Source organism: Paractinoplanes atraurantiacus (assembly GCF_900215205.1).
GTDB classification, from domain to species: Bacteria; Actinomycetota; Actinomycetes; order Mycobacteriales; family Micromonosporaceae; genus Actinoplanes; species Actinoplanes atraurantiacus.
In genome coordinates this window covers 10072-31566 of the sequence record NZ_OBDY01000024.1, presented here as the reverse complement: position 1 = coordinate 31566, position 21495 = coordinate 10072, and the positions used below count along the sequence as shown (strand labels likewise).

The window sequence follows — 21495 nt, the reverse complement described above, 5'->3', positions numbered from 1 at the left end:
TTTATAAATATTTACGGCTATCGTGATCGGCATGCCTGCCGCGCGCCGCTTCGCCGTCATCTCCACGCCTGAGCCGCCGAAAGGCCAGAAGACCCTCTTCAAGCGAGCCGTGGTGCTCGGCGGCAGCGTCGCCGGGCTGATGGCGGCCCGGGTCCTGAGCGACCACGCCGAGGACGTCGTCATCGTCGAGCGCGACGACCTCACCACTGTGGACGCGAGCGTCCGGCCCGGCGTGCCGCAGGGCAGCCAGGTGCACGCGTTGCTGCTGTCCGGCCAGCACCAGCTGGAGCGCTGGTTCCCCGGTTTCGTCGAGCAGGCCCTGTCCGAGGGCGCGGTGACACCGCCGGCCGGCACCAACCGCTTCTACATGGACGGTGTGCTCCGCGAGGACTCGCCGACCGAGGCCCAGGGCCTCATCTCCAGCCGCCCCTTCCTGGAAGCACTGATCCGCCGCCGGGTGCTCGCGGTCCCGAACGTGCGCACGATCGCCGGACGGGCCGAGGGTCTGCTCATGGAGGGCGACACGGTGACCGGTGTGCGGTACGTGGCCGACGGCGAGAGTGCGGTGACCGGGCAGAAGGCGGACTTCGTGGTCGACGCCACCGGGCGGTCGAGCCGGCTCGGGGACTGGCTCGACGCGTACGACTTCCCGAAACCGCCGATGCGGCGCATGGGCATCAAGCTGAACTACGCGACCGCGCTGTATCACCGACCGGCCGACGCCGAGGTGTGGACGTGCATCTCCATCGCCAACCCCGGGCCGGGAAAGACGGCGCGGATCGGCGGCTTCACACCGATCGAAGGGGACCGCTGGACGGTGCTGGTCTCCGGCTACGACGAGGATCGGCCCGGGCGCGACGCGGACGAGTTCCGCGACCGCTGCGTGCGCGACTTCCCGGCCGAGTTCGGTGACGTGGCCACGACCGCCCCGAGGGTCAGCGAGGTCGCCACCTATCACCAGGCGGACAGCCGGCGCCGCGAGTTCCACCAGCTGCGCCGGTTCCCGGCCCGGCTGGTCGCCGCGGGCGACGCGGTGGCGTCGTTCAACCCGGTATACGGGCAGGGGATGACCTCGGCCATGCTGCACGCGTCGTGCCTGTCGGAATATCTGCGCGGCGACCCCGACCTGAGCCGGCCCGCGCGCTCCTACTTCGCCGACGTGAAGGTGGTCGTCGACGCCGCCTGGCAGGTCTCCACGATGGCCGACCTGGCCCTGCCGCACGTCGACGGCCCCTATCCCAAGGGTTACGCGGTCATTCGATGGGCGAGCGGCCTCATCTTCAAGGCGTCGATGCGCGACCAGGCGGTGAACCACCGCCTGGGGCAGGTGACGACCATGCTCGCCCATCCGAGCGCGCTGACGAGCCCGCGGTTCCTGCTGCGGGCCCTCAGCATCGGCGCCCGCGCCTAGCCGTTACGGCGCGGGAGCTTCCAGTCGGGGCGCGGGAAGTGGCAGGTGTAGCCGTTCGGGATGCGCTCCAGGTAGTCCTGGTGCTCCGGCTCGGCCTCCCAGAACGGGCCGGCCGCGGTCACCTCGGTGACCACCTTGCCCGGCCACAGCCCCGACGCCTCGACGTCGGCGATGGTGTCCTCGGCGACCCGCTTCTGCTCGTCGGTCTCGAAGAAGATCGCCGAGCGGTAGCTGGTGCCGACGTCGTTGCCCTGACGGTTCAGGGTCGTCGGGTCGTGGATCTGGAAGAAGAACTCCAGCAGATCTCGGTACGAGGTGACGGACGGGTCGAACTCGATCTCGATCGCCTCGGCGTGGCCGTCGTGGTTGTAGTACGTCGCGTTCTGCACGGCGCCGCCGGTGTACCCGACCCGCGTCGAGATCACTCCGGGGCGCTTGCGGATCAGATCCTGCATCCCCCAGAAACAGCCTCCGGCGAGAATCGCCTTCTCCGTGGCCATGGCGCACACCTCATTCGTCGTTTGTCCCCCAGCATTACCCTTCGGCGCCGCCGGGGCACTGTCATGTCGCTCACCTGAACGTCAGAACGGGCTTGATAGTTCCCGACCGGGCGGCCGCCTCGATCTGCTCGAACGCGAACTCGGCGACCAGCCGCTCGACCGGCAGGCGGCCCTCACGGTGCCGATCGACCAGCCACGGGATGAAGCCCGCCGGGCTGGCGTCGCCCTCGATGACGCCCCGCACCCGCAGCCCGTTGTACAGAACGGTGGCCAGGTCGAGCTCGGCCCGGCCGACCAGGCCCACCAGGGCCAGGGTGCCGCGGCGGCGCAGGGCGTGGACCGCCCGGTCGATGACGTCGGGCCGGCCGGTGGTGTCGATCGCGTGGTGAACGCCGGCGAGCTCCCGGTCGGCCGCGCCCAGCTCGAGGGCCAGGGCGCGGCGCTCGGGCACCGGATCGACCGCCAGCACCTCGCAGCCGGCGGCGACGGCGGCCATCACCGCGCTCAGCCCGACCGCGCCCGCGCCGAGCACGGCGACGGTCTCGCCGGGCCGCGGCCGCAGGACGTTGACGACCGTGCCCGCCCCGGTCTGCACGCTGCAGCCCAGGGGAGCGGCGAGCGTCGGCGGCAGGTCGGCCGGCACCTTGATCGTGTTCGACTCGTAGGCCAGGGCGTGGGTGGCGAAGCTCGACTGGCCGAAGAAATTGCCGTAAACGGGCGTTCCGCCGCCCTCGGTCGCGAGCGGTGTGCTGCCGTCGGCCCGGGTCCCGCGGGCGTTCAGGTCACTTCTTCCGCAGTACGCCGGATGGCCGTCCCGGCACTGGTCGCAGGCGCCGCAGCTGCGAAACGTCAGGCAGACGGTGTCGCCGGGCGAGAGCCCGCCGACCTCCGGGCCGACGGCCTCGACCACACCGGCGCCCTCGTGGCCGAAGACCATGGGCAGCCGGCTCCAGCGCCGCCGCATGGCCAGGTCGGTGTGGCAGATCCCGGCCGCGGTCATCCGCACCAAAACCTCGTCGGCCCGCGGCTCCTCCAGCTCGACATCACGGATCACGAACGGCCCGCCGGCCTCCTCGACCAGGGCGGCCCGGATCCTCACGCCCTGTCCAGCAGGAAGTAGTAGTGCCGCCCGTTCTCGTCGAGCACCCCTTTGCCGTTCATCACGCCGAGCAGGGTGGTGTCGTCGACCCGCTTGAAGTGGTCGAGGACGGGCCGCCCGTCGTACACCATGGTGGCCGTCACCTCACCCCGGAACTCGACCATCCAGAGGCTGGCCCCGCCCTTGGCCATGGCCTCGTTGGCTTCGAGCTTCCCGTCCCCGGTCCAGCAGACCAGCGGCGCCACGTCGGCGACGGAAGTGAACGTCTTGCCGTACCACCGGGCCCGCTCCAGCTGCCCCTCGAAGCTGTGCCCGCTGACGAACTCGCTCCCGGCCCAGCTCCCCAGCAGCTCCTCGACCCGCACCGGCGCCAGCGCGCCCCAGATCGCGTCAAGCTCGTCGATCGTCACCTTGCCACCCGCCGCCCGCACGGCCTTCAGCCGCTCCCGAGCCTCGATCGCATCCATCCGCGGCCTCCTTGTTGACGTCCCGCCAACAACATCCCAGCCCGCCCCGCTCGATGGCAAGTTAATCGAGATTCGCATATCGCGGCCCCGCTCGGTCGATCGGCGGTACCGCTGGAGACGGCGGGTCGGCCGGCCGCTGCGATCGTGAGCGCAACCACTCACGCACGTCGCCGTGGTGGGGTGAGCGTTCTGGGCGCGCAGCGCCCTGCTCGCCCCGGCGCGGCCCTCGGCGGGAGCAGCGGTCCGTACGCCCCACCCCGCTACGACATCAGGCTCTTGACCTTGGGTTGTCCGGCCTCGGCCGAGGGCGGCGGGACGGGTCAGCGGGAGAGGCCCAGCTTGAGGCCGAAGCCGATCAGGGCGGTGCCGGTGGTGGCGTCGACGGCGGGGGTGAACTGCGGAAGGACGGTCAGGTAGAAGGCGCCGACCCTCGGGTTCAACAGGTTGGTGAGGGCGCCCCAGGTCAGGGCGCCCAGGCAGATGCCGGTGGCCGTGAAGAAGGCGGGGCGGCGGCCGCCGTTCAGGGCTGAACGCAGCACCAGGGCCGTGTCGAGGCCGGGAGTGATGGTGAGCAGCGCGCCCACGGCGGCGAAGGACAGCAGGGCCGTGGTCACGGGATCAGGCTGTCCAGCAGGGGAAACTCGTCGTAGACCTGGTTGTAGTCGCCGAAGTGGCCGTCGTTGCGGACGATCTGGGTGCCGCCGACGCGCTCGAACATCGCCCGGCCCTGTGCGGCGTCGCAGCCGTAAGGATCCTTGAGGGAATTGATGAAGTACGGGTCCTGCACGTTGGCCCTGATGGCGTCCCAGTCGTACGAAGGGCGCAGGACCGGCTCGTCGCTGGTGTTCGGAGGGGTGCAGTAGCCGGCCACGAGGAAAGCCTTGGCGGCGGGCACGCGCTCCAGGATCGCCAGCAGGAGGGCGGCGCCGCCGGAGTGGCCGACCAGCACGGTCTCGGGAGTGAAGGTGTGTGCCTCGAGGACCTTCGGCAGGAACGTGTCGATGGGCTCGGCGTTGAGGGTGGGGTAGTGCGGGACCTCGACGGTGTAGCCGCGGGCGGTCAGTCGCTTGGCCAGCCAGGGGTACCATGCGACCTCCGGGTTGCCGCCGGTGCCGTGGAAGATGATCGCCTCGAGTGCCATGGGCGGAGGATAAGCCATCGATCTGCGACCATGGGGCCATGTGGCGCGGCAACTGGCTGTCCTATGTGTACGCGGGTATCGGTGTCCTGCTGCTCGTGGGCGCGTTCGTGCTGCTCTACCCGGTGCGGCACACCGAGGGGTTCGCCACCGACCTGCGGATCAACGTCGGGGCCAACCTGCTCGATCTGGTGCTGGCGGCGCTGGTGCTGCAACCGCTGATCCTGTTCCTGAGCCGCAACGCGGTGAAGCGGCGCCACCGGCTCGACTACCGGGCGGTCATCAAACGGATCGAGGCCGCCGACGGGCAGGTCGACATCTGGAAGCACTGGACGGGGCTGCTGGAGGGGCGGCACGAGCGGAACTTCACGAACGCGGTCGTGCGGGCGCTCGAGCGGGGAGTGCGGTTCCGCATCGTGCTGACCGATCCGTCGAGCCCGGCCGCGGCCGAACGGGCGCGGCAGGTGGCGCCGACGGACGCGCTCGGGCTGATGCGGCAGAACATCGAGCGGGTGGGCGCGCTGCTCGACCGGATCCCGGCCGCGCATCAGGACCTTTTCACCGTACGGATCAGCCGGTCCGGGCCGGCGCACGCGCTCTACCGGGTCGACGACTGGCTGTCGTACGGCGTGTTCGGTGACCGCAGGGTCAGCGAGAGCTCGCAGCGCGAGGTGCGGGTGCGGGGCGATCTGGGCGAGCTGGCGCTGGAGGCGTTCGAGAACCGCTGGAAAGGGCCGGGGCTGCTGACCTCGGCCGAGCACGACCGCATGCGGCTGCGTCTGGAAGTGAACGGGCAGGCGGCCGAGCACGATCTGCGGTACGTGCTGCACGAGGGCGAGCACTGGGTGAACGTGAACCCGTCGGCGCTGGCGCAGGCGTTCCACCCCGACCACGCGGTGGTCGGCGACGGCGAGCGGCGGTGGGTGCTGGCCGAGGCGAGCCCGGCGACCCGGGAGCGGGTGGGCGCCCTGTACGCGGCGAAGTACGGACCGGACCAGGGGGCGGTGCTGCTCAGGCTGATCGGCGCGTAGTCGATCAGTTGGCGTAGACGCGGGCCGGTGCGATCAGGACCGCCGTGCGGCCCTGGTCGCGCATGACGCGGTCGTACTCGTCCCAGTCGTCGTGGGTGCCGCCGGCCGCGGTGAAGATCTCGCGCAGCAGGAGCCGGAGCGTCTCGGGGTCGGAGCCGGGGCCGATCAGCTCGGCGGTGCCCTCGACCGCGGCCCACTGCCAGCCGCTGCGGAACGTCACCGTCAGGGCCGGCCGCGCCCTGAGGTTGGCCAGCTTGACTTTCCCGTACGTCACGAAAGCCAGGACCGGACCACCCCGCTGGATGATCCCGGTGTTGACCAGCGAGCTCTGAATGGTCTGGTCGGCCCGCAGCGTGGAGACCACCGCCAGGCCGCTCTCGGCCCGGCTGAGCTCCCACGCCTGCTCCAACGTCATCGCCATGGGCGAACGTTACCGCCTACCAGGCGCCGGACAGCGCGGCGACACCGCCGACGGCGGTCGCGGCCGTGCAGGCGGTCAGCAGGGCCGTGCACAGCTGCTTGGCGCGCCGGTGGTCGGTGGCGCCGGGCTGGTCGAGGAAGGCCGCCAGCACGCCCCACGAGACGGCCAGTGCGCCGAGAACGAAGCCGAACATCGGCACAGCCTGCCGGTCGCGACCGCACGTGGCGCCCAACCCGCGGTGACGTGCCGATGAACAGCAGACGGTCATTTGCGGAGGCCGTGCAGGGCCTGCACGTAGATCTCCGAGAAGGTGGGGAACGGCTGGATGGTGTCGCGCAGGATGTCGAGCGGCACCTTGGCCCGGATGGCCAAGGTGGCCTGCTGGAGCCACTCGCCGGCCTCGGGGCCGAGCGCGCAGGCGCCGGTGAGCACGTCGCCGTCGCTGAACAGGGTCAGGAAACCGTGCGACTCGGCGTACCGGCGGGTGTAGGCGGCGGTCTTGGCGACGTCCTTGAGGGCCACAGTGGAGCTGATCGGGCCTGAGGTGGCGCCGACGGCGGCGGCTTGAGGATCGGTGAAGACCACGCGGGGTACGGCGGTGTAGTCGACCTTGCGGGGGCGGCCGTAGATGTTGTCCGCGACCACTTCACCCTGATATTTCCCGACATGCGTGAGCATGAACTGGCCGGTGGCGTCGCCGACCACCCAGAGGTTCGGTGCGGCCCGCAGGTACTCATCGACGGGGATGCCCTTTTTGTCGGCCACGACCCCCACGGTTTCCAGTCCGATGCCCTCGACCCGGGGTGCCCGGCCGGTGGCAACCAGAAGTCGATCACCCCGCAGCTCCTGCCCGTCATCCAGAGTCAGGACATAGTCCGCATTGTCCCGGCGGGCGGCCACGGCGCGGGGCCCGAGGGCGAGCTCGATGCCGTCGGAGCGCAAGGCGGCGGTCAGGGCGGAGCCCAACTGCGCAGGCTCACGAGGCAGCACGCGATCGCCGTGAGAGGTGAGAACGACGGAGCCGCCGAGACGGCGTACGGCCTGGGCCATCTCCACACCCACCGGCCCGGCGCCGAGAATCACCAGCCTTCGTGGCACCTCCTTCATGCCCGTCACCTCGCGATTGGTCCACACGCCCTCGAGCTCGCGCAGCCCCGGAATCGGCGGGATGATGGGCGACGCCCCGTTGGCCAGCACGACGTGCTCGGCCGTGTAGCGGACCCCGGACACCTCGACCGCACCCGGGCCGGCCAGCCGTGCGCTGCCCCGGATCAGCGCGATGCCCGCTCCGGCCAGCCAGCGCTCCTGCCCCGCGTCCGAATAATCGGAGACCATGAAGTCGCGCCAGGCCAGCGCCCGCTTCACGTCGACCTCCGCGGTCGACTCGGCGTCGCGGGCCGCCTGCACCGCCTCGCCCGGCCGCAGCAGCGTCTTCGACGGGATGCACGCGTAGTACGAGCACTCACCGCCGACCAGCTCCCGCTCGACCAGCGCCACGCGCAGCCCGCCCTCGGCCAGCGCCCCGGCGCAGTGCTCGCCCGGCGATCCGCCGCCGACCACGATGACGTCGTAATCGCTCATACCCCGATGCCTCCCCAGATGGATGTGCTGCCCTTCACCTTGGCCGACATCCCGTGACCCCGGTACCGGTGGAAGACCCTGGTGTCGCGCATCCCGGGGGTTTACACGGGCGCCGGACCAGTGCCGGGCGGGCGACGGTGGAGTCATGTGTTTCGCACACTCGGGCACCGCGAGCGATGCCCTGCATGTCCAAGCCGAGATCCCGACCGATGCCGCCGCCGCTTTCCGCAGTATCCGAGCGCAGGCCGACGTGCCCGTCGGTCTGCCGGGTCAGGGAACGCCCGAGCGGGTCCTCGACGGCTACACGTCCGTCAACCACAACCGCTGGAACCGCGACCTCGAGGCCGCCGTCGTGGTTCGACCCGGCGAGGAGATCCAGCTGCTCTGCCGGGACGCGCTCGACATCGGCGACCAGGCGCGCACGATGACGCCGGACGGCACGATGACCATCGACCTGGGCCACATCCACCCGCTCACCGGGCCGGTGTTCGTCGAGGGGGCCGAGCCGGGCGACATCCTCGAGGTCGAGATCCTCGATGTGGCCCCGATCGTCGACTTCGGCTATGTGACGATCAGCCCGGCCCTGGGCATCTTCGGCACCCTGCGCCCGGAGGCGCTGGCCGGTTTCGCCCCGTACACCGAGGCCTCTCAGCTCAGCGACCCGGCGCCGGGCCGGGTGCCGTCGGCCCTTCCGCAGGACCAGCCGTACGGGACCGGAGCCCCGTACGTCCAGCTCTTCACCTTCGAGCGGGGCCAGAACACCGGGTTCGCCACCTTTGTCGGCAAGGACACCGGCACGCGGGCCCGCATCCCGATCTCGCCGTTCCTCGGCATCATGGGCAACGCCCCGATGCGCAAGGGCATGTACCGCACCTTCCCGCCCAGCGTGAGCGGCGGCAACGGCGGCAACACCGACGTCCGGCAGATGATCAAGGGCACCCGGCTGCAGCTGCCGGTCTACGCCGAGGGCGCCAAGTTCTCGGCCGGCGACGGGCACATGGCCCAGGGCGACGGCGAGATCACCGGCACCGCGATCGAGACGCTGATGGCGGCCACGCTGCGCTTCTCGGTCGTCAAGAACCGGACCATCGCCGGGCCGCGGGCCATCGTCCCGGCCGCCGACCCGACCCAGCTCGCGATGACCGCCGAGATGCGCGGGCAGGGCTACTACATCACCACCGGCACCGGGCCCGACCTGATGGAGAACGCCAAGACCGCCATCCGCGACATGATCGACTGGCTCGCCACCGACGAGGGGCTGAGCCTGCACGAGGCGTACGCGCTGTGCAGCGTCGTCGGCGATCTCAAGATCAGCGAAACCGTGGACCTCCCGAACTGGCTGGTCTCCATGACCTTCCCCCGGGGCATCTTCAACCGCACCACAGGAGAGACGCGATGACCATCGCCGACCACATCGTCGCCACGCTGAAGGCGTCCGGCGTCCGCCGGATCTACGGCCTGCCCGGCGACTCGCTCAACGGCCTGACCGACGCGCTGCGCCGCGACGACGGCATCAGCTGGCAGCATGTACGCCATGAGGAGGCCGCCGCGTTCGCCGCGGCCGGCGAGGCGGCCGTCACCGGCGAGCTCGCGGTCTGCGCGGCCAGTTGCGGGCCCGGCAACCTGCATCTGATCAACGGGCTGTTCGACGCTCAGCGCAGCGGCGTGCCGGTGCTCGCCATCGCCGCACACATTCCGCGGGCGGAGATCGGCACCGGCTACTTCCAGGAGACCCACCCGCAGGACCTGTTCCGCGAGTGCAGCGTCTACAGCGAGATGGTCAGCGTGCCCGAGCAGCTGCCGGGCGTCCTGCGCATCGCCATGCGGGCGGCGATCGAGCGCCGCGGCGTCGCCGTGATCGTGGTGCCCGGCGAGGTCTTCGGGGCGGCGGTCACGGCCGAGGCGACCGCCGTGCGGCCCACCCGGTCGGTGCACCGGCCGGCCGAGGACGACCTGGCCGCCGCGGCCGAGCTGCTCAACGGCGCCGAGCGGGTCACCATCCTGGCCGGCGCCGGCTGCGAGGGCGCGCACGACGAGCTGACCGCGATCGCCGGGCGGCTCCAGGCGCCCGTCGTGCACGCGTTGCGGGGCAAGGAGTTCGTCGAGTACGACAACCCGTACGACGTCGGCATGACCGGCCTGCTCGGCTTCCCGTCCGGCTACCGCGCGATGGAGCACTGCGACGCGCTCCTCATGCTGGGCACCGATTTCCCGTACCGGCCCTTCTACCCGGCGCACGCCAAGGTCGTGCAGGTCGACGTGCGTGGCGAGCGCATCGGCCGCCGGGTGCCGGTCGACGTGCCGCTGGCCGGCACGGTCAAGGACACCGTGGCCGCGCTGCTGCCGCGCCTGAAGGACGGCCGCGACGGCGCCCACCTGGACCGGATGGTCGAGCACTACCGGCGGACCCGGCGCCGGTTCGACGCCCTCGCCCGCGAGGGCCGCGACGGCCGCGCGCTGCACCCGCAGGCCCTCGTGGCCGCGGTCGACCGGATCGCCGCCGACGACGCCGTCTTCCTGGCCGACGTGGGCACGCCGACGCTCTGGTCGGCGCGCTACCTGCGGATGAACGGCCGGCGCCGGCTGATCGGCTCGTTCAACCACGGCACCATGGCCAACGCGCTGCCGCAGGCCATCGGCGTGCAGGCCGCGCAGCCGGGACGGCAGGTCGTCACGTTCTCCGGCGACGGTGGGCTCGCCATGCTGCTCGGCGAGCTGCTCACCCTGCGCCAGCAGCGACTGCCGGTCAAGGTGGTGGTGCTCAACAACGCGGCGCTCGCCTTCGTCGAGCTGGAGATGAAGGCCGACGGCATCGTCAACTACGGCACCGATCTCGACAACCCCGACTTCGCCGAGGTCGCGCGGTCGGTCGGTCTCTTCGGCGTACGGGTCGAGACCGCCGGCGAGCTCGACGGCGCGCTGCGGAAGGCGTTCGCGCACGACGGCCCCGCCGTCGTCGACGTCCGCACCGTGCGGCACGAACTGGCCGTCCCGCCCAAGGTCAGCGCGGCCCAGGCCTCCGGCTTCGCGCTGTGGGCGACCCGCTCGGTCCTCGGTGGCGCCGGCGACGACGTGCTCGAGGTCGCCGGCGCCAACCTGCGCCAGGTCGCGGCCGAGTTCGCCTGAGACGCGGCCGCTACCAGGTCCGCTCGGCCGCCCGGACCAGCATCTCGTTGACGGCCACCCGGCGGTCGCGGCTCACGATGTAGAGGATCGCGTCGGCGATGTCGTCGGCGGGCAGCGGCTCGATGCCGGGCTCGACCACGCCGACCCGCACCCGCTCCTCGACCAGTTCCTGCCGCAGCGACTCGGTGAAGCCGTTCAGGCCGAATCTGGTGAGGTTGTAGACGCTGCTGCCCGGCCGGGCCACCCGCCCGGCCGTGGAGCTCACGTTGACGATGTCGGCCACCTCCCGCGGCGAGGTGGCCGCCGCGTCGATCAGGTGCGGCACCGCGGCGTGGGTGACGTGCAGCAGCGCCGACACGTTGAGCGCGACCATCCGGTCCCACTCCTCGATCGTGGTGTGCAGCGCCGTGCCCAGCAGCATCACGCCGGCGTTGTTGACCAGGATGTCGATGCGCCCGAACCGGTCGAGCACGTCCTGCACGGCCCGCTCGGCCTGCGCCGGGTCGGTCAGGTCGGCCCGCACCGCGACCGCGTGACCGCCCGTCGCCGCCACGTCCTCGACGACGGCGCCGAGCCGGCCGGGGCGGCGGGCGACGGCGGCCACCGCCGCGCCCTGGAGGGCGAGACGGCACGCGGTCGCGGCGCCGATGCCGCTGCTCGCCCCCGTGACCAGCGCGACCGTCCCGCTCAAGGGTGGGTCCTGCATGTCATCCCCTCATATCGAGGACGGCGCGGAAACGCACGTCGCCGGAGATCATCCGCTCGTACGCCTTGGCCGCCTCGCTGAGCGGGAACACCTCGTTGTACGACCGGATCGCGTGGCGCAGCGTGAACCGCAGGTTGTCCTCGTTCTCGATGGCCGTGCCGGTCAGGCTGCCGCGGATCCGGTGACCGCCGAAGATCAGCTGCTCCGGCCGCACCTGGATCGGTTCCGGATCGGCACCGACCACGACCAGTTCGCCGTTGCGGCCGAGCCCGGACACCAGCCCCGACATGGCCGCACCGGCGGCCGCGGTGGCGACGACGACGGCGGCGCCGCCGAGTCGTCGCAGTGCTTCGCCGGGGTCCTCGGCCAGGCTGTCGATGTACTCGTCGGCGCCGAGCTCGGCCGCGAGCTCCCGCTTGGCCGTGCCCCGGCCGATCGCGGCGACCCGGTGACCGAGCGCCCGGGCGTACTGGATGCCCAGATGGCCCAGGCCGCCGATGCCTTGCACCGCGACCAGCGAGCCGGGACGGGCCCGGCCCGCCAGCAGCGCGCTGTACATGGTCAGGCCGGCGCACAGCAGCGGCGCGTCGTTCACCGTCTCGGTGCCGGGCGGGATCCGGACCAGGCCGGTCGACCGGGCGTACGTCACCTCGGCGTAGCCGCCGTCGATCGTCGTGCCGGTCAGCGGCTGGTCCGCGCAATTGAGGAAGTCGCCCCAGCGGCAGGCCTCGCAGGTGGTGTCGGTGCCGCCGAGGAAGCCGACGCCGACCCGGTCGCCCACCTTCCACGACGCGTCCACGCCCTCGCCGACCGCGCCGATCCGGCCGATGATCTCGTGGCCGGGCACGATCGGGCGGTCCCGGTCGCCCTCGACGGCGAGGGCGTCGGTGTGGCAGACCCCGCACGCCTGCACCTCGATGAGCACCTGGCCCGGCGGCGGATCGTGGCGCTCGCGCTCCACCAGCTCGAAACGGCGGTGGCCGGTGGCGACGACCGCGCGGTAGGAGTCGCTCACCGGGGGAGCTCCTGCCCGGACTGCTCCTTGACGATGTAGTCGGCGTACCAGGACGGCCAGTCCGGGTCCTCGGCGCCGGTGCGGGCCTCGTGCTCGCCGTGCGCGGCGGCGGCCCGGCGCAGCGCGGCGGCCAGGTCGGCGGTGGAGGAGAACGCGGTGACCGACGGGTCGAGGCGGCCCGGCAGCCGGGTCGTGATCTCCTGGAGGAGCCAGCCGTTGCCGTCCGGGTCGCTGAACGACAGGAACGAGCCGTAGCTGGCGTTTCCCTCGGCCGGGCCGGCCACCCGCTCGTCGGTGCCGCCGTGGTGGAAGATGCCACCGGCGTCGTGGAACACCTCGCTCGGATCGGCCCCGGCCCGCTTGAGCTCGTCGTGCGCGGCCGCGATGTCGTCGACGATCAGGTGCAGGCCCTGCGCGGTGCCCGGCTCCTGAGCCGTCAGCGAGGTGCCGAAGATGACCGAGGCCGGCGAGCCGGGCGGCGTCACCTGGATCACCCGGAAGGTCTCGCTCGTGGCCAGGTCGGCGTCGAGACGCCAGCCCAGGCCGGTGTAGAACGCCTTGGCCCGGTCGACGTCCGACACGGGGATCACGACGACTTCCAGCTTCATGTCCATGGCCCACTCCTCCTGCGTTGGTTGCACCGAGCCTCCCGCCCGCCGGCACCGGCGCACACCGGTGAGACTCCCTGGGCACCCCGGGCCAGGGAGTGCCACGGGTCCCACGGACCGCTTGCCTGCCGGAGGGTGGAACACATGGAATATCTGGTCACGATGACCACCACGGTGCCCGCCGGCACGACCGCGGACGAGGTGGCCGACATGCGCGCCCGGGAGGCGCTGAACACCAGCAGGCTGGCGGACCAGGGAAAGGTGCTGCGGCTGTGGCGGCCGCCGCTCGGCCCGGGGGAGTGGCGTTCGATCGGCCTGTTCGCGGCCGGTGACCCGGACGAGCTGGAGGCCGTGCTGGCCACGATGCCGCTGCGGGCGTGGCGCACGGACGAGGTGACGCCGCTGGGCGCCTTCCCCGGCGATCCGGGACCGGGCCGGGTGGAGTTCGAGCCGGGAGCCAAGGAGTTCCTGGTCAAATTCAAGGTCGAGGTTCCCGGGGGTACGCGCCGTGAGGCGGCCGGGGAGCGCTTCGGGCACGAGGGGCGGCTCGTGCGGCTCTGGACGGTTCCCGGTGGGCGGGGCGTGGGACTGTGGCAGACCACCGGCGACGACCGGCCGATCGAGGGCCGGCTGACCATCGAAACGGTGCCGCTCACCCCGCACCCGAGCGACCCGGCGACCCTGGCCGCGGCGCGATGATCGCGCTGCGCAGCCCGGTCGGCCGGGCCCTGATCGCGGCGACGGTGCTCGCGTCGGCGGTCGGCTTCATCGACGCGTACATGATCAATGTCGCCGTTCCGGCGATCGGCGAGGACCTGGGCGCCGGCGTGAGCGAGCTCCAATGGGTCCTGACCGGCTATCTGGTCACGGTGGCCTCGTTGCTGCTGCTGTCCGGGGCGCTGGCCGACCATTTCGGCCGGCGGCGGGTGCTCGCGACCGGGCTGCTCGTGATGCTGGCCGCCTCGCTCGCCTGCGCCGCCGCCCCGGACGTGGGCACGCTGATCGCGGCCCGGGTCGTGCAGGGCGCGGGCGGGGCGCTGGTCGTGCCGAGCAGCCTGGCCCTGCTCAACGGCACCCTGCGCGGCCCCGACCGGGCCCGCGGCATCGGCATCTGGGCCGGCATCTCCACCCTCGGCACGACCCTCGGGCCGTACGGCGGTGGCTGGCTCGTCGACCACGCGTCGTGGCGCTACGTCTTCCTGCTCAACGTGCCGCTCATCCTGGCCGCGCTCGTGCTGCTGCGCTCCGTGCCCGATGTGGACACCGCGCGGCGGCCGCTCAGCGTGGACGTCGCCGGCGCGCTGCTCGCGGTGGTGGGCCTCGGCGGCGTCATCTACGCCCTGACCGCCGGCGCCGACAAGGGCTGGGCGAGCGGGCCGGTGCTGGCCTCGGCCGTGCTCGGCGTGGCCTGCCTGGCCGCCCTGGTGCCGGTCGAGCGGCGGCTGAGCCGGCCGATGCTGCGGCCCGAGCTGTTCCGGTCGCGGCCGTTCGACGCCATCAACGCGGCCACCGTGCTCTTCTACGGCGCCTTGGGCGCGGTGAGCTACCTGGTGATCCTGCAGTGCCAGCTCCAGCTCGGCTACAGCGCGACCGAGGCCGGCGCGGCCCTCATCCCGGAGTCGGCCGTCTTCCTGCTGGTGTCGCCGTTCGTCGGCGGCCTGGTGGCCCGGGTCGGCACCCGATGGCCGATGGCCGGCGGCATCCTCATCGTGGCGGCCGGCTTCGCCTGGTTGTCCGGCGCGAGTCCCGGAGAGCCCTACGTGCGGTCGATCCTGCCCGGCGCGCTGCTGTTCGGCCTCGGCCTCGGGCTGGCCGTCGCGCCGCTCACGGCCGGGGTGCTGGCCGCGGTCGACGACAGCGACCTGGGCGAGGCCTCGGCCGTCAACGACGCCGCGTCCCGGGTCGGCGGGGTCGTGCTGGTCGCGCTCGTGCCGCTGCTGCTGGGCGCTCGCGGCGCCACCGACCTCACGCAACCGTTGGCCGACAACTACCAGTTCGCGATGCTCGTGCTGGCCGGGGTGACCGCCGCGGCCGCGGTCATCACCGCCGTCTTCGTGCCGAGCCGCCGGATCGCGCCGGCGCCGATGGCACCCAACCCCAGGCTGCAAGCCTGCACCGTCTAGGAGAACTCAATGATCACTCTCGACCAGAGCACCGTCGTCGTCATCGGCGGCACCTCCGGCATCGGCCTGGAGACCGCCCGGCAGGCCCGCGCGGCCGGCGCGAACGTCATCGTCACCGGGCGCGACGAGGGCCGCCTCAAGGAGGTGGGGGACGAGCTCGGCGTGACGGCGGTCCGGCTCGATCTGGCCGACCTGGACGGGTTCTTCGACGGGCTGCCGTCGCCGATCGACCATGTGCTGCTCAGCGGCCCCGGCCCGGCCTACGCGCCGATCGCCGACATGGACTTCGACGTCGCCCGCGAGCAGATCGACGACCACCTCGTCGGCGCCCTGCGGGTCGCCCGCGAGACCGCGGCCCGGGCCCGGCCGGGCGGCTCCCTGACCCTCATCACCGGCACGGGGGCCCGCCGCCCCGGCAAAGGCCTGATCCTGGCCGCGATCGGCACGGCGGCGCTGTCGGCCATCACGGCCAACGCCGCCCTCGAGCTGGCGCCGCTGCGGGTCAACGCGGTCGCCGCCGGTTTCGTCGACACACCGCTCTCGGCCCGCCTGCTCGGCGACCAGCTCGAGGCGCGCCGGGCCGAGCTGCGGGCGACCCTGCCGATCGGCCGGGTCGTCGGACCGGGCGACGTGGCCGCGCTGATCCTGCACCTGATGACGAACGACGCCCTGACCGGCGCCACCTACGACGTCGACGGCGGCCAGCAGCTCATCCGGTGACGCCGCCGGCCGGCAGGACGTCGCGCAGCTGACGGCGCGAGGCGATCGACAGCTTCGCGAACACCTTGCGCAGATGCCATTCGACGGTGCGCGGCGAGATGAACAGGCGCTCGCCCACCTCAGCGTTGGAGCATCCGTCGCGCACCAGGATCGCGATCTGGCGCTCCTGCGCCGTCAGCGTCGCACCGGGCGTGGACGCCGCGGCCCGCTGGACGTTCTCGCCCGTCGCGAGCAGCTCGCGGCGGGCGCGCTCGGTGAACGCCTCCATGCCGATCGCGGTGAACATCTCGTAGGCGAGGCGCAGCTGCTCGCGGGCTTCCATCCGCTGCCGGCGGCGGCGCAGCCACTCGCCGTACAGCAGATGGGCCCGGGCCAGCTCGGGCCGCAACCGGGTGCGGCCCAGCCGTTCGACCGCCTCCCGGTAAAGACTCTCCGCCTCGTCGCCGTCGGCGAGCAGCGCCCGGGTGCGGGCCCGCAGGCCGGCGGCGACGTCGGTGCCGAACGGCTCGGTGGCCGCCACCAGGCGGCCGAGGGCGTCGCGGGCGATCTCGGGCTCGCCGGACCGGGACGCCGCCTCGACCAGGTCGGGCAGCAGCCAGGTCGAGCCGAACGGCTCCCAGTGGCGCTCGGCGTCCAGCGCGGCCCGCATCGCCTCCGGATAGCGGGCCAGCCCGTTGTAGAGCACGGCGCCGGCCCACCCGGCCGTGGTCACGCCCGAGCCGAAGCCCGAGGCGGCCGCGCTCTGCCGGGTGGCGGCGATCAGGCCGGCGGTCTCGGTCTCGCGGCCGCGCAACGAGAGCAGCCGCAGATCGGTGAAGGGCGGCGCCGGCGAGCCGATCGCGGCCGAGACGAGCTCGCTCTCGGCGATGGCGGCGCCCGCCGCGTCGAACTCGCCGGTCCAGGTCAGCGCGTAGCCCAGCGTCGCCAGGCAGTACGGCAGCACCTGGAGCGCGCCCGCCTCGCGCGCCACGCGGACCTGCCGCAGACCCTCGGCCCGGATGCCCTCGACGTCCCAGATGGCGCCGCAGGCGGCTGTGGCCAGCCAGCCCCACCGCAGCATCTCGTCGGCCGGGATGTCGCCGATGACCCGGACGGCCTCCCGCAACGTCGTGGCGGCCGCGGCCCAGCCGTCGGTGACCAGCAGGGCCAGGCCGTCGACGATCAGGTCGAGCGGGCCGGTCGGGCCGGCGACCGGGATGGCCCGTACCGTGCGGGCGACCGCCACGAAACTGTCGCGGTCGGCGGCCAGGTTGGCCATCACCCACGCCTGGAGACAGGCCTCCCGGGCCCGCCGCGGATCGACGGCGGCGAACGAGCGGGCCGCACCGAGCAGCATCGGTATCGCCGCCGTGCCGGCGCCGCCGGCGAAGGCGATCTGACCGGACAGGACGCCGGACCGGCCGCGCTGGAAATCGTCGAGCGGGCCGTCCAGCGCGCCCAGCAACGCGTTCGCCTGCTCGGCCTCGCCGGCCTGGAAGCTGGTCTCCGCGGCCGCCAGCACGCGGTCCGCGTGCCGCGACCGGTCGCCGGTCAGCGCGACCGACCGCTGGAGGAAGGCGGCCGCCGCGGCCAGCCCGCCGCGGGCCCGGGCCCGGCCGGCCGAGCGTTCGAGCTCGGCCGCGACCGGCTCGTCCGGCCAGTCGGCGGCGGCGGACAGATGCCAGGCGCGGCGGTCGGCGGCGTCGTGCGGGTCGGTCACCTCGGCCAGCGCCCGGTGGACGGTTCGGCGGTCCTCGGCGCTCGCCGAGCGGTAGACGGCCGTCCGGGCCAGCGGGTGCCGGAAGGTGACCCGGGTGCCGATCACGAGCAGGCCGCCGGTGCCGTCGGCGTCGAACGGGACGCCGAGCGATTCGGCCGCCCGCCGCACGAGATGGGGGTCGCCGACCGGCTCGGCCGCGGCCACCAGCAGCAGGAGCCGGGCCGGCCCGGTGAGGTCACGGACCCGCTCGGCGAAGCTGCGATCGAGGCGGCCGGGCAGGGCCTCGGCGTGCAGCAGGCCCAGCCCGCCGGCCATCTGCAGGGCGGTCAGGCCGCGCGGCAGCTCGATCAGGGCGAGCGGGTTGCCGTGGGTCTCGGCCACGATCCGGTCGCGGATGTGCGGGTCGAGCGGCCCCGGCGCGACCGATCCGAGCAGCAGGTGCGCGTCGGCGCCGGTGAGGCCGGTGACCTCCCGCTCGGGCAGGCCGCGCAGCTCCGGCACCGGCTCGCGGGCCGCGAACAGCACGCCGACCGACTCGGCCAGCAGCCGGCGGGCGACGAAGCCGAGGACCTGGGCCGAGGCGCGGTCGAGCCACTGGGCGTCGTCGACCAGGCCGAGCAGGGGCTGCTGTTCGGAGGCGCCGGAGAGCAGGTCGAGGGTGGCCAGGCCGACCAGGAAGGGGTCGGGCGGGGCGCCGTCGCGCATGCGGAAGACGGTCTCGAGCGCTTCGCGCCGTGGCGCCGGGACGAGGGGGAGACGGTCGAGCAGCGGCAGGCACAGCTGGTGCAGAGCCGCGAACGCCAGCTCCATCTCCGACTCGTAGCCGGCGGCGCGCAGCACCCGGATGCCGGACGCGGCGCGGCCGGCGTACCCGATCAGCGCCGATTTGCCGATGCCGGCGGCGCCGTGCAGCACGAGCACGCGGCTCTCGCCCCGGCGCAGGGCCGCCATCATGTCGTCGAGATCGGCGCGCTCGGCGACCCGGTTGACCAGACCCGTCCCGCTCACCCGGCGCCCGTCTCATCCGCAGTGGGCAGGACGTCGCGGAGCTGCCGGCGGGACTCGATGCCGAGCTTGCCGAAGACCTTGCGCAGATGCCATTCGACCGTACGGGGACTCAGGAACAGCCGTTCACCGACCTCCGGGTTGGAGAAGCCGTCGCGGGCCAACAGGGCGATCTGGCGCTCCTGGGCGGTCAGCTCCTCGCCGGCCGCGGCCTCGGCTGGCCGGCGGCGGACGGTCTCGCCGGTGGCCAGCAGCTCGCGGCGGGCGCGCTCGGCGAAGGCCTCCATGCCGATGGCCACGAACATGTCGTACGCGGTGCGCAGCTGTTCGCGGGCCTCCAGTCGCTGCCGGCGCCGGCGCAGCCACTCGCCGAACACCAGATGGGCGCGGGCCAGCTCGGTGCGCAGCGGGGTGCGGCTCAGCCGCTCGACCGCCTCACGGTAGAGCGCCCCGGCCTCCGGCCCGTCGGCCACCAGCGCCCGGCTGCGGGCCTCGACGCCGCCGGCGAAGTCGGTGGAGAACGGCTCGGTCGCCTCGACCAGCCGGTCGAGGGCCTCCAGGGCGACACCCGGCTCCCCGGAGCGGGAGGCCGCCTCGACGAGCTCCGGCAGCAGCCAGGTCGACAGGCCCGGCTCGGCCAGCCAGGTGGTGGACTGCGCGGCCCGCATCGCCTCCGGATAGCGGGCCAGGCCGTTGTAGAGGACGGCGGCCGCCCACTGCCCGGCGGTGACGCCCATGCCCAGGCCGGCCGCGGCCGAGCTCTCCACGGTGGCCGCGACCAGCGCCGCGGTCTCCGGCTCACGGCCGCGCAGCGACAGCAGGCGCAGCTCCGCGTACGGCGGCAGCGGGATCCCGCTGGCCGCGGCCACGGCGGCCGCCTCGGCGATGAAGGCGGACGTGGCCTCGAAGTCACCCGTCCACGAGCTGGCGTAGCCGACGACGGTCAGCAGATAGGGCAGCTCCCGCAGCGCGTAGGCGTCCCGCACGATCCCGGTCCAGCGCTGGGACGTCTCCCGCATCGCTACGTCGTCCCAGACGGCCGCGTTGACCCCGGTCGCGACCCAGCCCCAGCGCAGCACGTCGGCCGGTGGCAGCTCGGTGAGCGCGGCCGCGGCCCGGCGCAGCACGCCGGCCGCGGCCGCCCGGCCGTCGGTCACGATCAGCGTGTAGCCGTCCAGCAGCAGGTCGAGCGGGCCCGGATCGGCCGGCGGCGGAAGGCGCCGGGCCGCCCGTGACACCGCGAGCAGCGCCGCCGGATCGGTGACGCTGACGGCGATGCCGTACGCGGTCAGATAGGTCTCCCGGGCGAGCCGCGGATCGACCGGCTCCAGCTGCCGGGCCGCCTCCATGGTTCTGGCGGTGGCGTCGCCGCCCTGACCGGACGCGAAAGCCACCTGGCCGTGCAGCACACCGGCCCGGCCCTGCTGGAGGCCGTCGAGCGGCCGGCCGCGCAGCGCCCCCAGCACCCGGCCGACGTCCTCGAGGTCGCCGGCCTGCAAGCTCGCCTCGGCCGCGGCCAGCATTCGGTCGGTGCGGCGGGCCGGATCGGCGGTCAGCGCCACCGAGCGCTTGAGGAAGGCGGCCGCCGCCACGATCCCGCCGCGGGCCTGCGCCCGGCCGGCGGACCGCTCCAGCTCGGCCGCGACGGCCTCGTCGGGCCCGGCGGCGGCGGACGCGCGGTGCCAGGCGCGCCGGTCGGGGTCGGTCGCCGGGTCGGTCACCTCGGCCAGGGCCAGATGCACGGCCCGGCGCTCGGCCGGGGTCGCCGCCCGGTAGACCGCCGAGCGCACCAGCGGATGCCGGAAGGTCACGCGGTGATCGACCGACAGCAGCCCGTCCGTGCCGTCGATGGTGACGTCGAGCCCGGCGCCGAGCCGGTCCGCCGCGGCCCGCACCAGGTCCGGGTCGCCGGCCGGCTCGGCCGCGGCCACCAGCAGCAGCGTCCGGGCCGGGCCGGAGAGCGCACGGACCCGTTCCAGGAAGCTTTCCTCGATCTGCCCGGGCAGCGTCCCGGGATCGAGCAGGCCGAAACCGCCGGCCGTCCGGGTCGTGTCCAGCCCGCGCGGCAGCTCGATCAGGGCGAGCGGGTTGCCGTGGGTCTCGGCCACGATCCGCTCACGGACGCCCCGGTCGAGCGGCGCGTGCGCGACCGAGGCGAGCAGCTCGTGGGCGTCGCTGTCGGTCAGGCCGGTCACCTCCCGCTCGGGCAGGCCGCGCAGCTCCGCCACCGGCCGCCGGGCCGCGAACAGGACGGCGATCGACTCGGCCAGCAGCCGGCGGGCGACGAAGCCGAGGACTTGGGCCGAGGCGCGGTCGAGCCAGTGGGCGTCGTCTACCAGGCCGAGCAGGGGCTGCTGTTCGGAGGCGCCGGAGAGCAGGTCGAGGGTCGCCAGGCCGACCAGGAAGGGGTCGGGCGGGGCGCCGTCGCGCATGCGGAAGACGGTCTCGAGGGCCTCGCGCCGTGGCGCCGGCAGGTGCGGGAGCCGGTCGAGCAGGGGCAGCAGCAGTTGGTGCAGGGCGGCGAAGGCGAGCTCCATCTCCGACTCGATGCCGACGGCGCGGAGCACCTGGAATCCGGTCGCGGCCGTCTCGGCGTACTGGAGAATCGCGGTCTTGCCGATGCCCGCCGCTCCGCGCAGGACGAGCACGCGGCTTTCGCCCTCCCGCACGGCGGAGAGCATGTCGTCGAGAGCGCCGCGCTCGGCGGTCCGGTTGATCATGCGGGGACCTCGTCACCGGTGTGGGGCAGGACGTCGCGCAGCTGGCGGCGGGACTCGATGCCGAGCTTGCCGAAGACCTTGCGCAGATGCCATTCGACCGTACGGGGACTCAGGAACAGCCGCTC

21 protein-coding genes are annotated in these 21495 nt (G+C 73.3%); 7 read left to right on the top strand and 14 right to left on the bottom strand.

Annotated elements, in window-relative coordinates:
• Window positions 1–31 precede the first annotated feature (31 nt).
• Window positions 32–1411: an FAD-dependent oxidoreductase gene (locus CRP55_RS37370; RefSeq protein WP_143235193.1), complete on the top strand. Its 1380-nt coding sequence runs from the start codon at window positions 32–34 to the stop codon at window positions 1409–1411.
• On the opposite strand, the gene msrA is transcribed toward CRP55_RS37370, so the two are convergent.
• The 5 genes from msrA to CRP55_RS37345 form a co-directional block, all read right to left on the bottom strand.
• Window positions 1408–1911, bottom strand: coding sequence for a peptide-methionine (S)-S-oxide reductase MsrA (gene msrA / locus CRP55_RS37365; RefSeq protein ID WP_097326725.1), 504 nt, complete (start codon window positions 1909–1911; stop codon window positions 1408–1410). The two genes, CRP55_RS37370 and msrA, sit on opposite strands and share 4 nt — an antisense overlap.
• Window positions 1912–1981: 70 nt before the next feature.
• Window positions 1982–3010: an NAD(P)-dependent alcohol dehydrogenase gene (locus tag CRP55_RS37360; RefSeq protein WP_097326724.1), complete on the bottom strand. Its 1029-nt coding sequence runs from the start codon at window positions 3008–3010 to the stop codon at window positions 1982–1984.
• Complete coding sequence (locus CRP55_RS37355; protein ID WP_097326723.1) at window positions 3007–3477, bottom strand: DUF4334 domain-containing protein; 471 nt, start codon at window positions 3475–3477, stop codon at window positions 3007–3009. The genes CRP55_RS37360 and CRP55_RS37355 overlap by 4 nt, the downstream gene beginning before the upstream one ends.
• Window positions 3478–3797: 320 nt before the next feature.
• Entirely contained in the window at window positions 3798–4091 is a 294-nt protein-coding gene (locus CRP55_RS37350; protein ID WP_097326722.1) for a hypothetical protein, read from the bottom strand.
• Complete coding sequence (locus tag CRP55_RS37345) at window positions 4088–4618, bottom strand: RBBP9/YdeN family alpha/beta hydrolase (RefSeq protein WP_097326721.1); 531 nt, start codon at window positions 4616–4618, stop codon at window positions 4088–4090. The genes CRP55_RS37350 and CRP55_RS37345 overlap by 4 nt, the downstream gene beginning before the upstream one ends.
• Before the next feature lie 38 nt (window positions 4619–4656).
• Between CRP55_RS37345 and CRP55_RS37340 the strand changes: the two genes are divergently transcribed.
• Window positions 4657–5646: a hypothetical protein gene (locus tag CRP55_RS37340; protein ID WP_097326720.1), complete on the top strand. Its 990-nt coding sequence runs from the start codon at window positions 4657–4659 to the stop codon at window positions 5644–5646.
• A gap of 4 nt (window positions 5647–5650) precedes the next feature.
• Here CRP55_RS37340 and CRP55_RS37335 read toward each other — a convergent pair whose 3' ends face one another.
• The 3 genes from CRP55_RS37335 to CRP55_RS37330 all read right to left on the bottom strand — a co-directional run bounded on the left by CRP55_RS37335 (window position 5651) and on the right by CRP55_RS37330 (window position 7648).
• Complete coding sequence (locus tag CRP55_RS37335) at window positions 5651–6067, bottom strand: TIGR03618 family F420-dependent PPOX class oxidoreductase (protein ID WP_097326719.1); 417 nt, start codon at window positions 6065–6067, stop codon at window positions 5651–5653.
• Window positions 6068–6083: 16 nt separating this feature from the next.
• Complete coding sequence (locus tag CRP55_RS53495; protein ID WP_179855489.1) at window positions 6084–6260, bottom strand: hypothetical protein; 177 nt, start codon at window positions 6258–6260, stop codon at window positions 6084–6086.
• Window positions 6261–6331: 71 nt separating this feature from the next.
• Window positions 6332–7648 (bottom strand): dihydrolipoyl dehydrogenase family protein, encoded by a 1317-nt coding sequence (locus CRP55_RS37330; protein WP_097326718.1) that lies wholly within the window; start codon window positions 7646–7648, stop codon window positions 6332–6334.
• A gap of 145 nt (window positions 7649–7793) precedes the next feature.
• On the opposite strand from CRP55_RS37330, the gene CRP55_RS37325 reads away from it, so the two are divergent.
• Together CRP55_RS37325 and poxB are read left to right on the top strand one after the other, a co-directional pair.
• The gene (locus CRP55_RS37325) at window positions 7794–9047 is read left to right on the top strand and encodes an acetamidase/formamidase family protein (RefSeq protein WP_097326717.1); all 1254 of its coding nucleotides are present in this window, start codon (window positions 7794–7796) and stop codon (window positions 9045–9047) included.
• Window positions 9044–10774 carry a ubiquinone-dependent pyruvate dehydrogenase gene (gene poxB, locus CRP55_RS37320; protein WP_097326716.1) on the top strand — a complete coding sequence of 577 codons (1731 nt, stop codon included), beginning with the start codon at window positions 9044–9046 and terminating at the stop codon, window positions 10772–10774. Before CRP55_RS37325 ends, poxB begins: the two co-directional genes overlap by 4 nt.
• A 10-nt stretch (window positions 10775–10784) precedes the next feature.
• On the opposite strand, the gene CRP55_RS37315 is transcribed toward poxB, so the two are convergent.
• Genes CRP55_RS37315 through CRP55_RS37305 form a run of 3 tightly spaced genes read right to left on the bottom strand, consistent with a single transcriptional unit; the run spans window position 10785 to window position 13109 of the window.
• Entirely contained in the window at window positions 10785–11480 is a 696-nt protein-coding gene (locus CRP55_RS37315; RefSeq protein WP_097326715.1) for an SDR family NAD(P)-dependent oxidoreductase, read from the bottom strand.
• A gap of 1 nt (window position 11481) precedes the next feature.
• Window positions 11482–12495 (bottom strand): alcohol dehydrogenase catalytic domain-containing protein, encoded by a 1014-nt coding sequence (locus CRP55_RS37310; RefSeq protein WP_097326714.1) that lies wholly within the window; start codon window positions 12493–12495, stop codon window positions 11482–11484.
• Window positions 12492–13109: a VOC family protein gene (locus CRP55_RS37305; protein ID WP_097326713.1), complete on the bottom strand. Its 618-nt coding sequence runs from the start codon at window positions 13107–13109 to the stop codon at window positions 12492–12494. Before CRP55_RS37305 ends, CRP55_RS37310 begins: the two co-directional genes overlap by 4 nt.
• Window positions 13110–13247: 138 nt before the next feature.
• Here CRP55_RS37305 and CRP55_RS37300 point away from each other — a divergent pair, with 138 nt between their 5' ends.
• From CRP55_RS37300 to CRP55_RS37290, 3 genes are read left to right on the top strand one after another with little or no spacing between them, the layout of a single operon-like run.
• Entirely contained in the window at window positions 13248–13802 is a 555-nt protein-coding gene (locus CRP55_RS37300; RefSeq protein WP_097326712.1) for a muconolactone Delta-isomerase family protein, read from the top strand.
• Entirely contained in the window at window positions 13799–15226 is a 1428-nt protein-coding gene (locus tag CRP55_RS37295) for a DHA2 family efflux MFS transporter permease subunit (protein WP_097326711.1), read from the top strand. The genes CRP55_RS37300 and CRP55_RS37295 overlap by 4 nt, the downstream gene beginning before the upstream one ends.
• Window positions 15227–15235: 9 nt before the next feature.
• Window positions 15236–15946 (top strand): SDR family oxidoreductase, encoded by a 711-nt coding sequence (locus tag CRP55_RS37290; protein ID WP_097326710.1) that lies wholly within the window; start codon window positions 15236–15238, stop codon window positions 15944–15946.
• On the opposite strand, the gene CRP55_RS37285 is transcribed toward CRP55_RS37290, so the two are convergent.
• From CRP55_RS37285 to CRP55_RS56560, 3 genes are all read right to left on the bottom strand, one after another.
• Window positions 15936–18653, bottom strand: coding sequence for a helix-turn-helix transcriptional regulator (locus CRP55_RS37285; RefSeq protein WP_245923623.1), 2718 nt, complete (start codon window positions 18651–18653; stop codon window positions 15936–15938). The genes CRP55_RS37290 and CRP55_RS37285 overlap by 11 nt on opposite strands.
• Window positions 18650–21370, bottom strand: a complete 2721-nt coding sequence (locus tag CRP55_RS37280; protein WP_097326709.1) for a helix-turn-helix transcriptional regulator — start codon at window positions 21368–21370, stop codon at window positions 18650–18652. The genes CRP55_RS37285 and CRP55_RS37280 overlap by 4 nt, the downstream gene beginning before the upstream one ends.
• A partial coding sequence (locus CRP55_RS56560) for a LuxR C-terminal-related transcriptional regulator (protein ID WP_438865842.1) occupies window positions 21367–21495 on the bottom strand: 129 nt, incomplete at its 5' end. The genes CRP55_RS37280 and CRP55_RS56560, both read right to left, overlap by 4 nt.

Coding starts and splice junctions, on each gene's coding strand:
- CRP55_RS37330 (WP_097326718.1), bottom strand. CDS start 7,648: ATGAGCGATTACGACGTCATCGTGGTCGGCGGCGGATCGCCGGGCGAG.
- CRP55_RS37295 (WP_097326711.1), top strand. CDS start 13,799: ATGATCGCGCTGCGCAGCCCGGTCGGCCGGGCCCTGATCGCGGCGACG.
- msrA (WP_097326725.1), bottom strand. CDS start 1,911: ATGGCCACGGAGAAGGCGATTCTCGCCGGAGGCTGTTTCTGGGGGATG.
- CRP55_RS37315 (WP_097326715.1), bottom strand. CDS start 11,480: ATGCAGGACCCACCCTTGAGCGGGACGGTCGCGCTGGTCACGGGGGCG.
- CRP55_RS37325 (WP_097326717.1), top strand. CDS start 7,794: ATGTGTTTCGCACACTCGGGCACCGCGAGCGATGCCCTGCATGTCCAA.
- CRP55_RS37300 (WP_097326712.1), top strand. CDS start 13,248: ATGGAATATCTGGTCACGATGACCACCACGGTGCCCGCCGGCACGACC.
- CRP55_RS37280 (WP_097326709.1), bottom strand. CDS start 21,370: ATGATCAACCGGACCGCCGAGCGCGGCGCTCTCGACGACATGCTCTCC.
- CRP55_RS37345 (WP_097326721.1), bottom strand. CDS start 4,618: ATGGCACTCGAGGCGATCATCTTCCACGGCACCGGCGGCAACCCGGAG.
- CRP55_RS37290 (WP_097326710.1), top strand. CDS start 15,236: ATGATCACTCTCGACCAGAGCACCGTCGTCGTCATCGGCGGCACCTCC.
- CRP55_RS37305 (WP_097326713.1), bottom strand. CDS start 13,109: ATGGACATGAAGCTGGAAGTCGTCGTGATCCCCGTGTCGGACGTCGAC.
- CRP55_RS37370 (WP_143235193.1), top strand. CDS start 32: ATGCCTGCCGCGCGCCGCTTCGCCGTCATCTCCACGCCTGAGCCGCCG.
- CRP55_RS37335 (WP_097326719.1), bottom strand. CDS start 6,067: ATGGCGATGACGTTGGAGCAGGCGTGGGAGCTCAGCCGGGCCGAGAGC.
- poxB (WP_097326716.1), top strand. CDS start 9,044: ATGACCATCGCCGACCACATCGTCGCCACGCTGAAGGCGTCCGGCGTC.
- CRP55_RS53495 (WP_179855489.1), bottom strand. CDS start 6,260: ATGTTCGGCTTCGTTCTCGGCGCACTGGCCGTCTCGTGGGGCGTGCTG.
- CRP55_RS37340 (WP_097326720.1), top strand. CDS start 4,657: ATGTGGCGCGGCAACTGGCTGTCCTATGTGTACGCGGGTATCGGTGTC.
- CRP55_RS37355 (WP_097326723.1), bottom strand. CDS start 3,477: ATGGATGCGATCGAGGCTCGGGAGCGGCTGAAGGCCGTGCGGGCGGCG.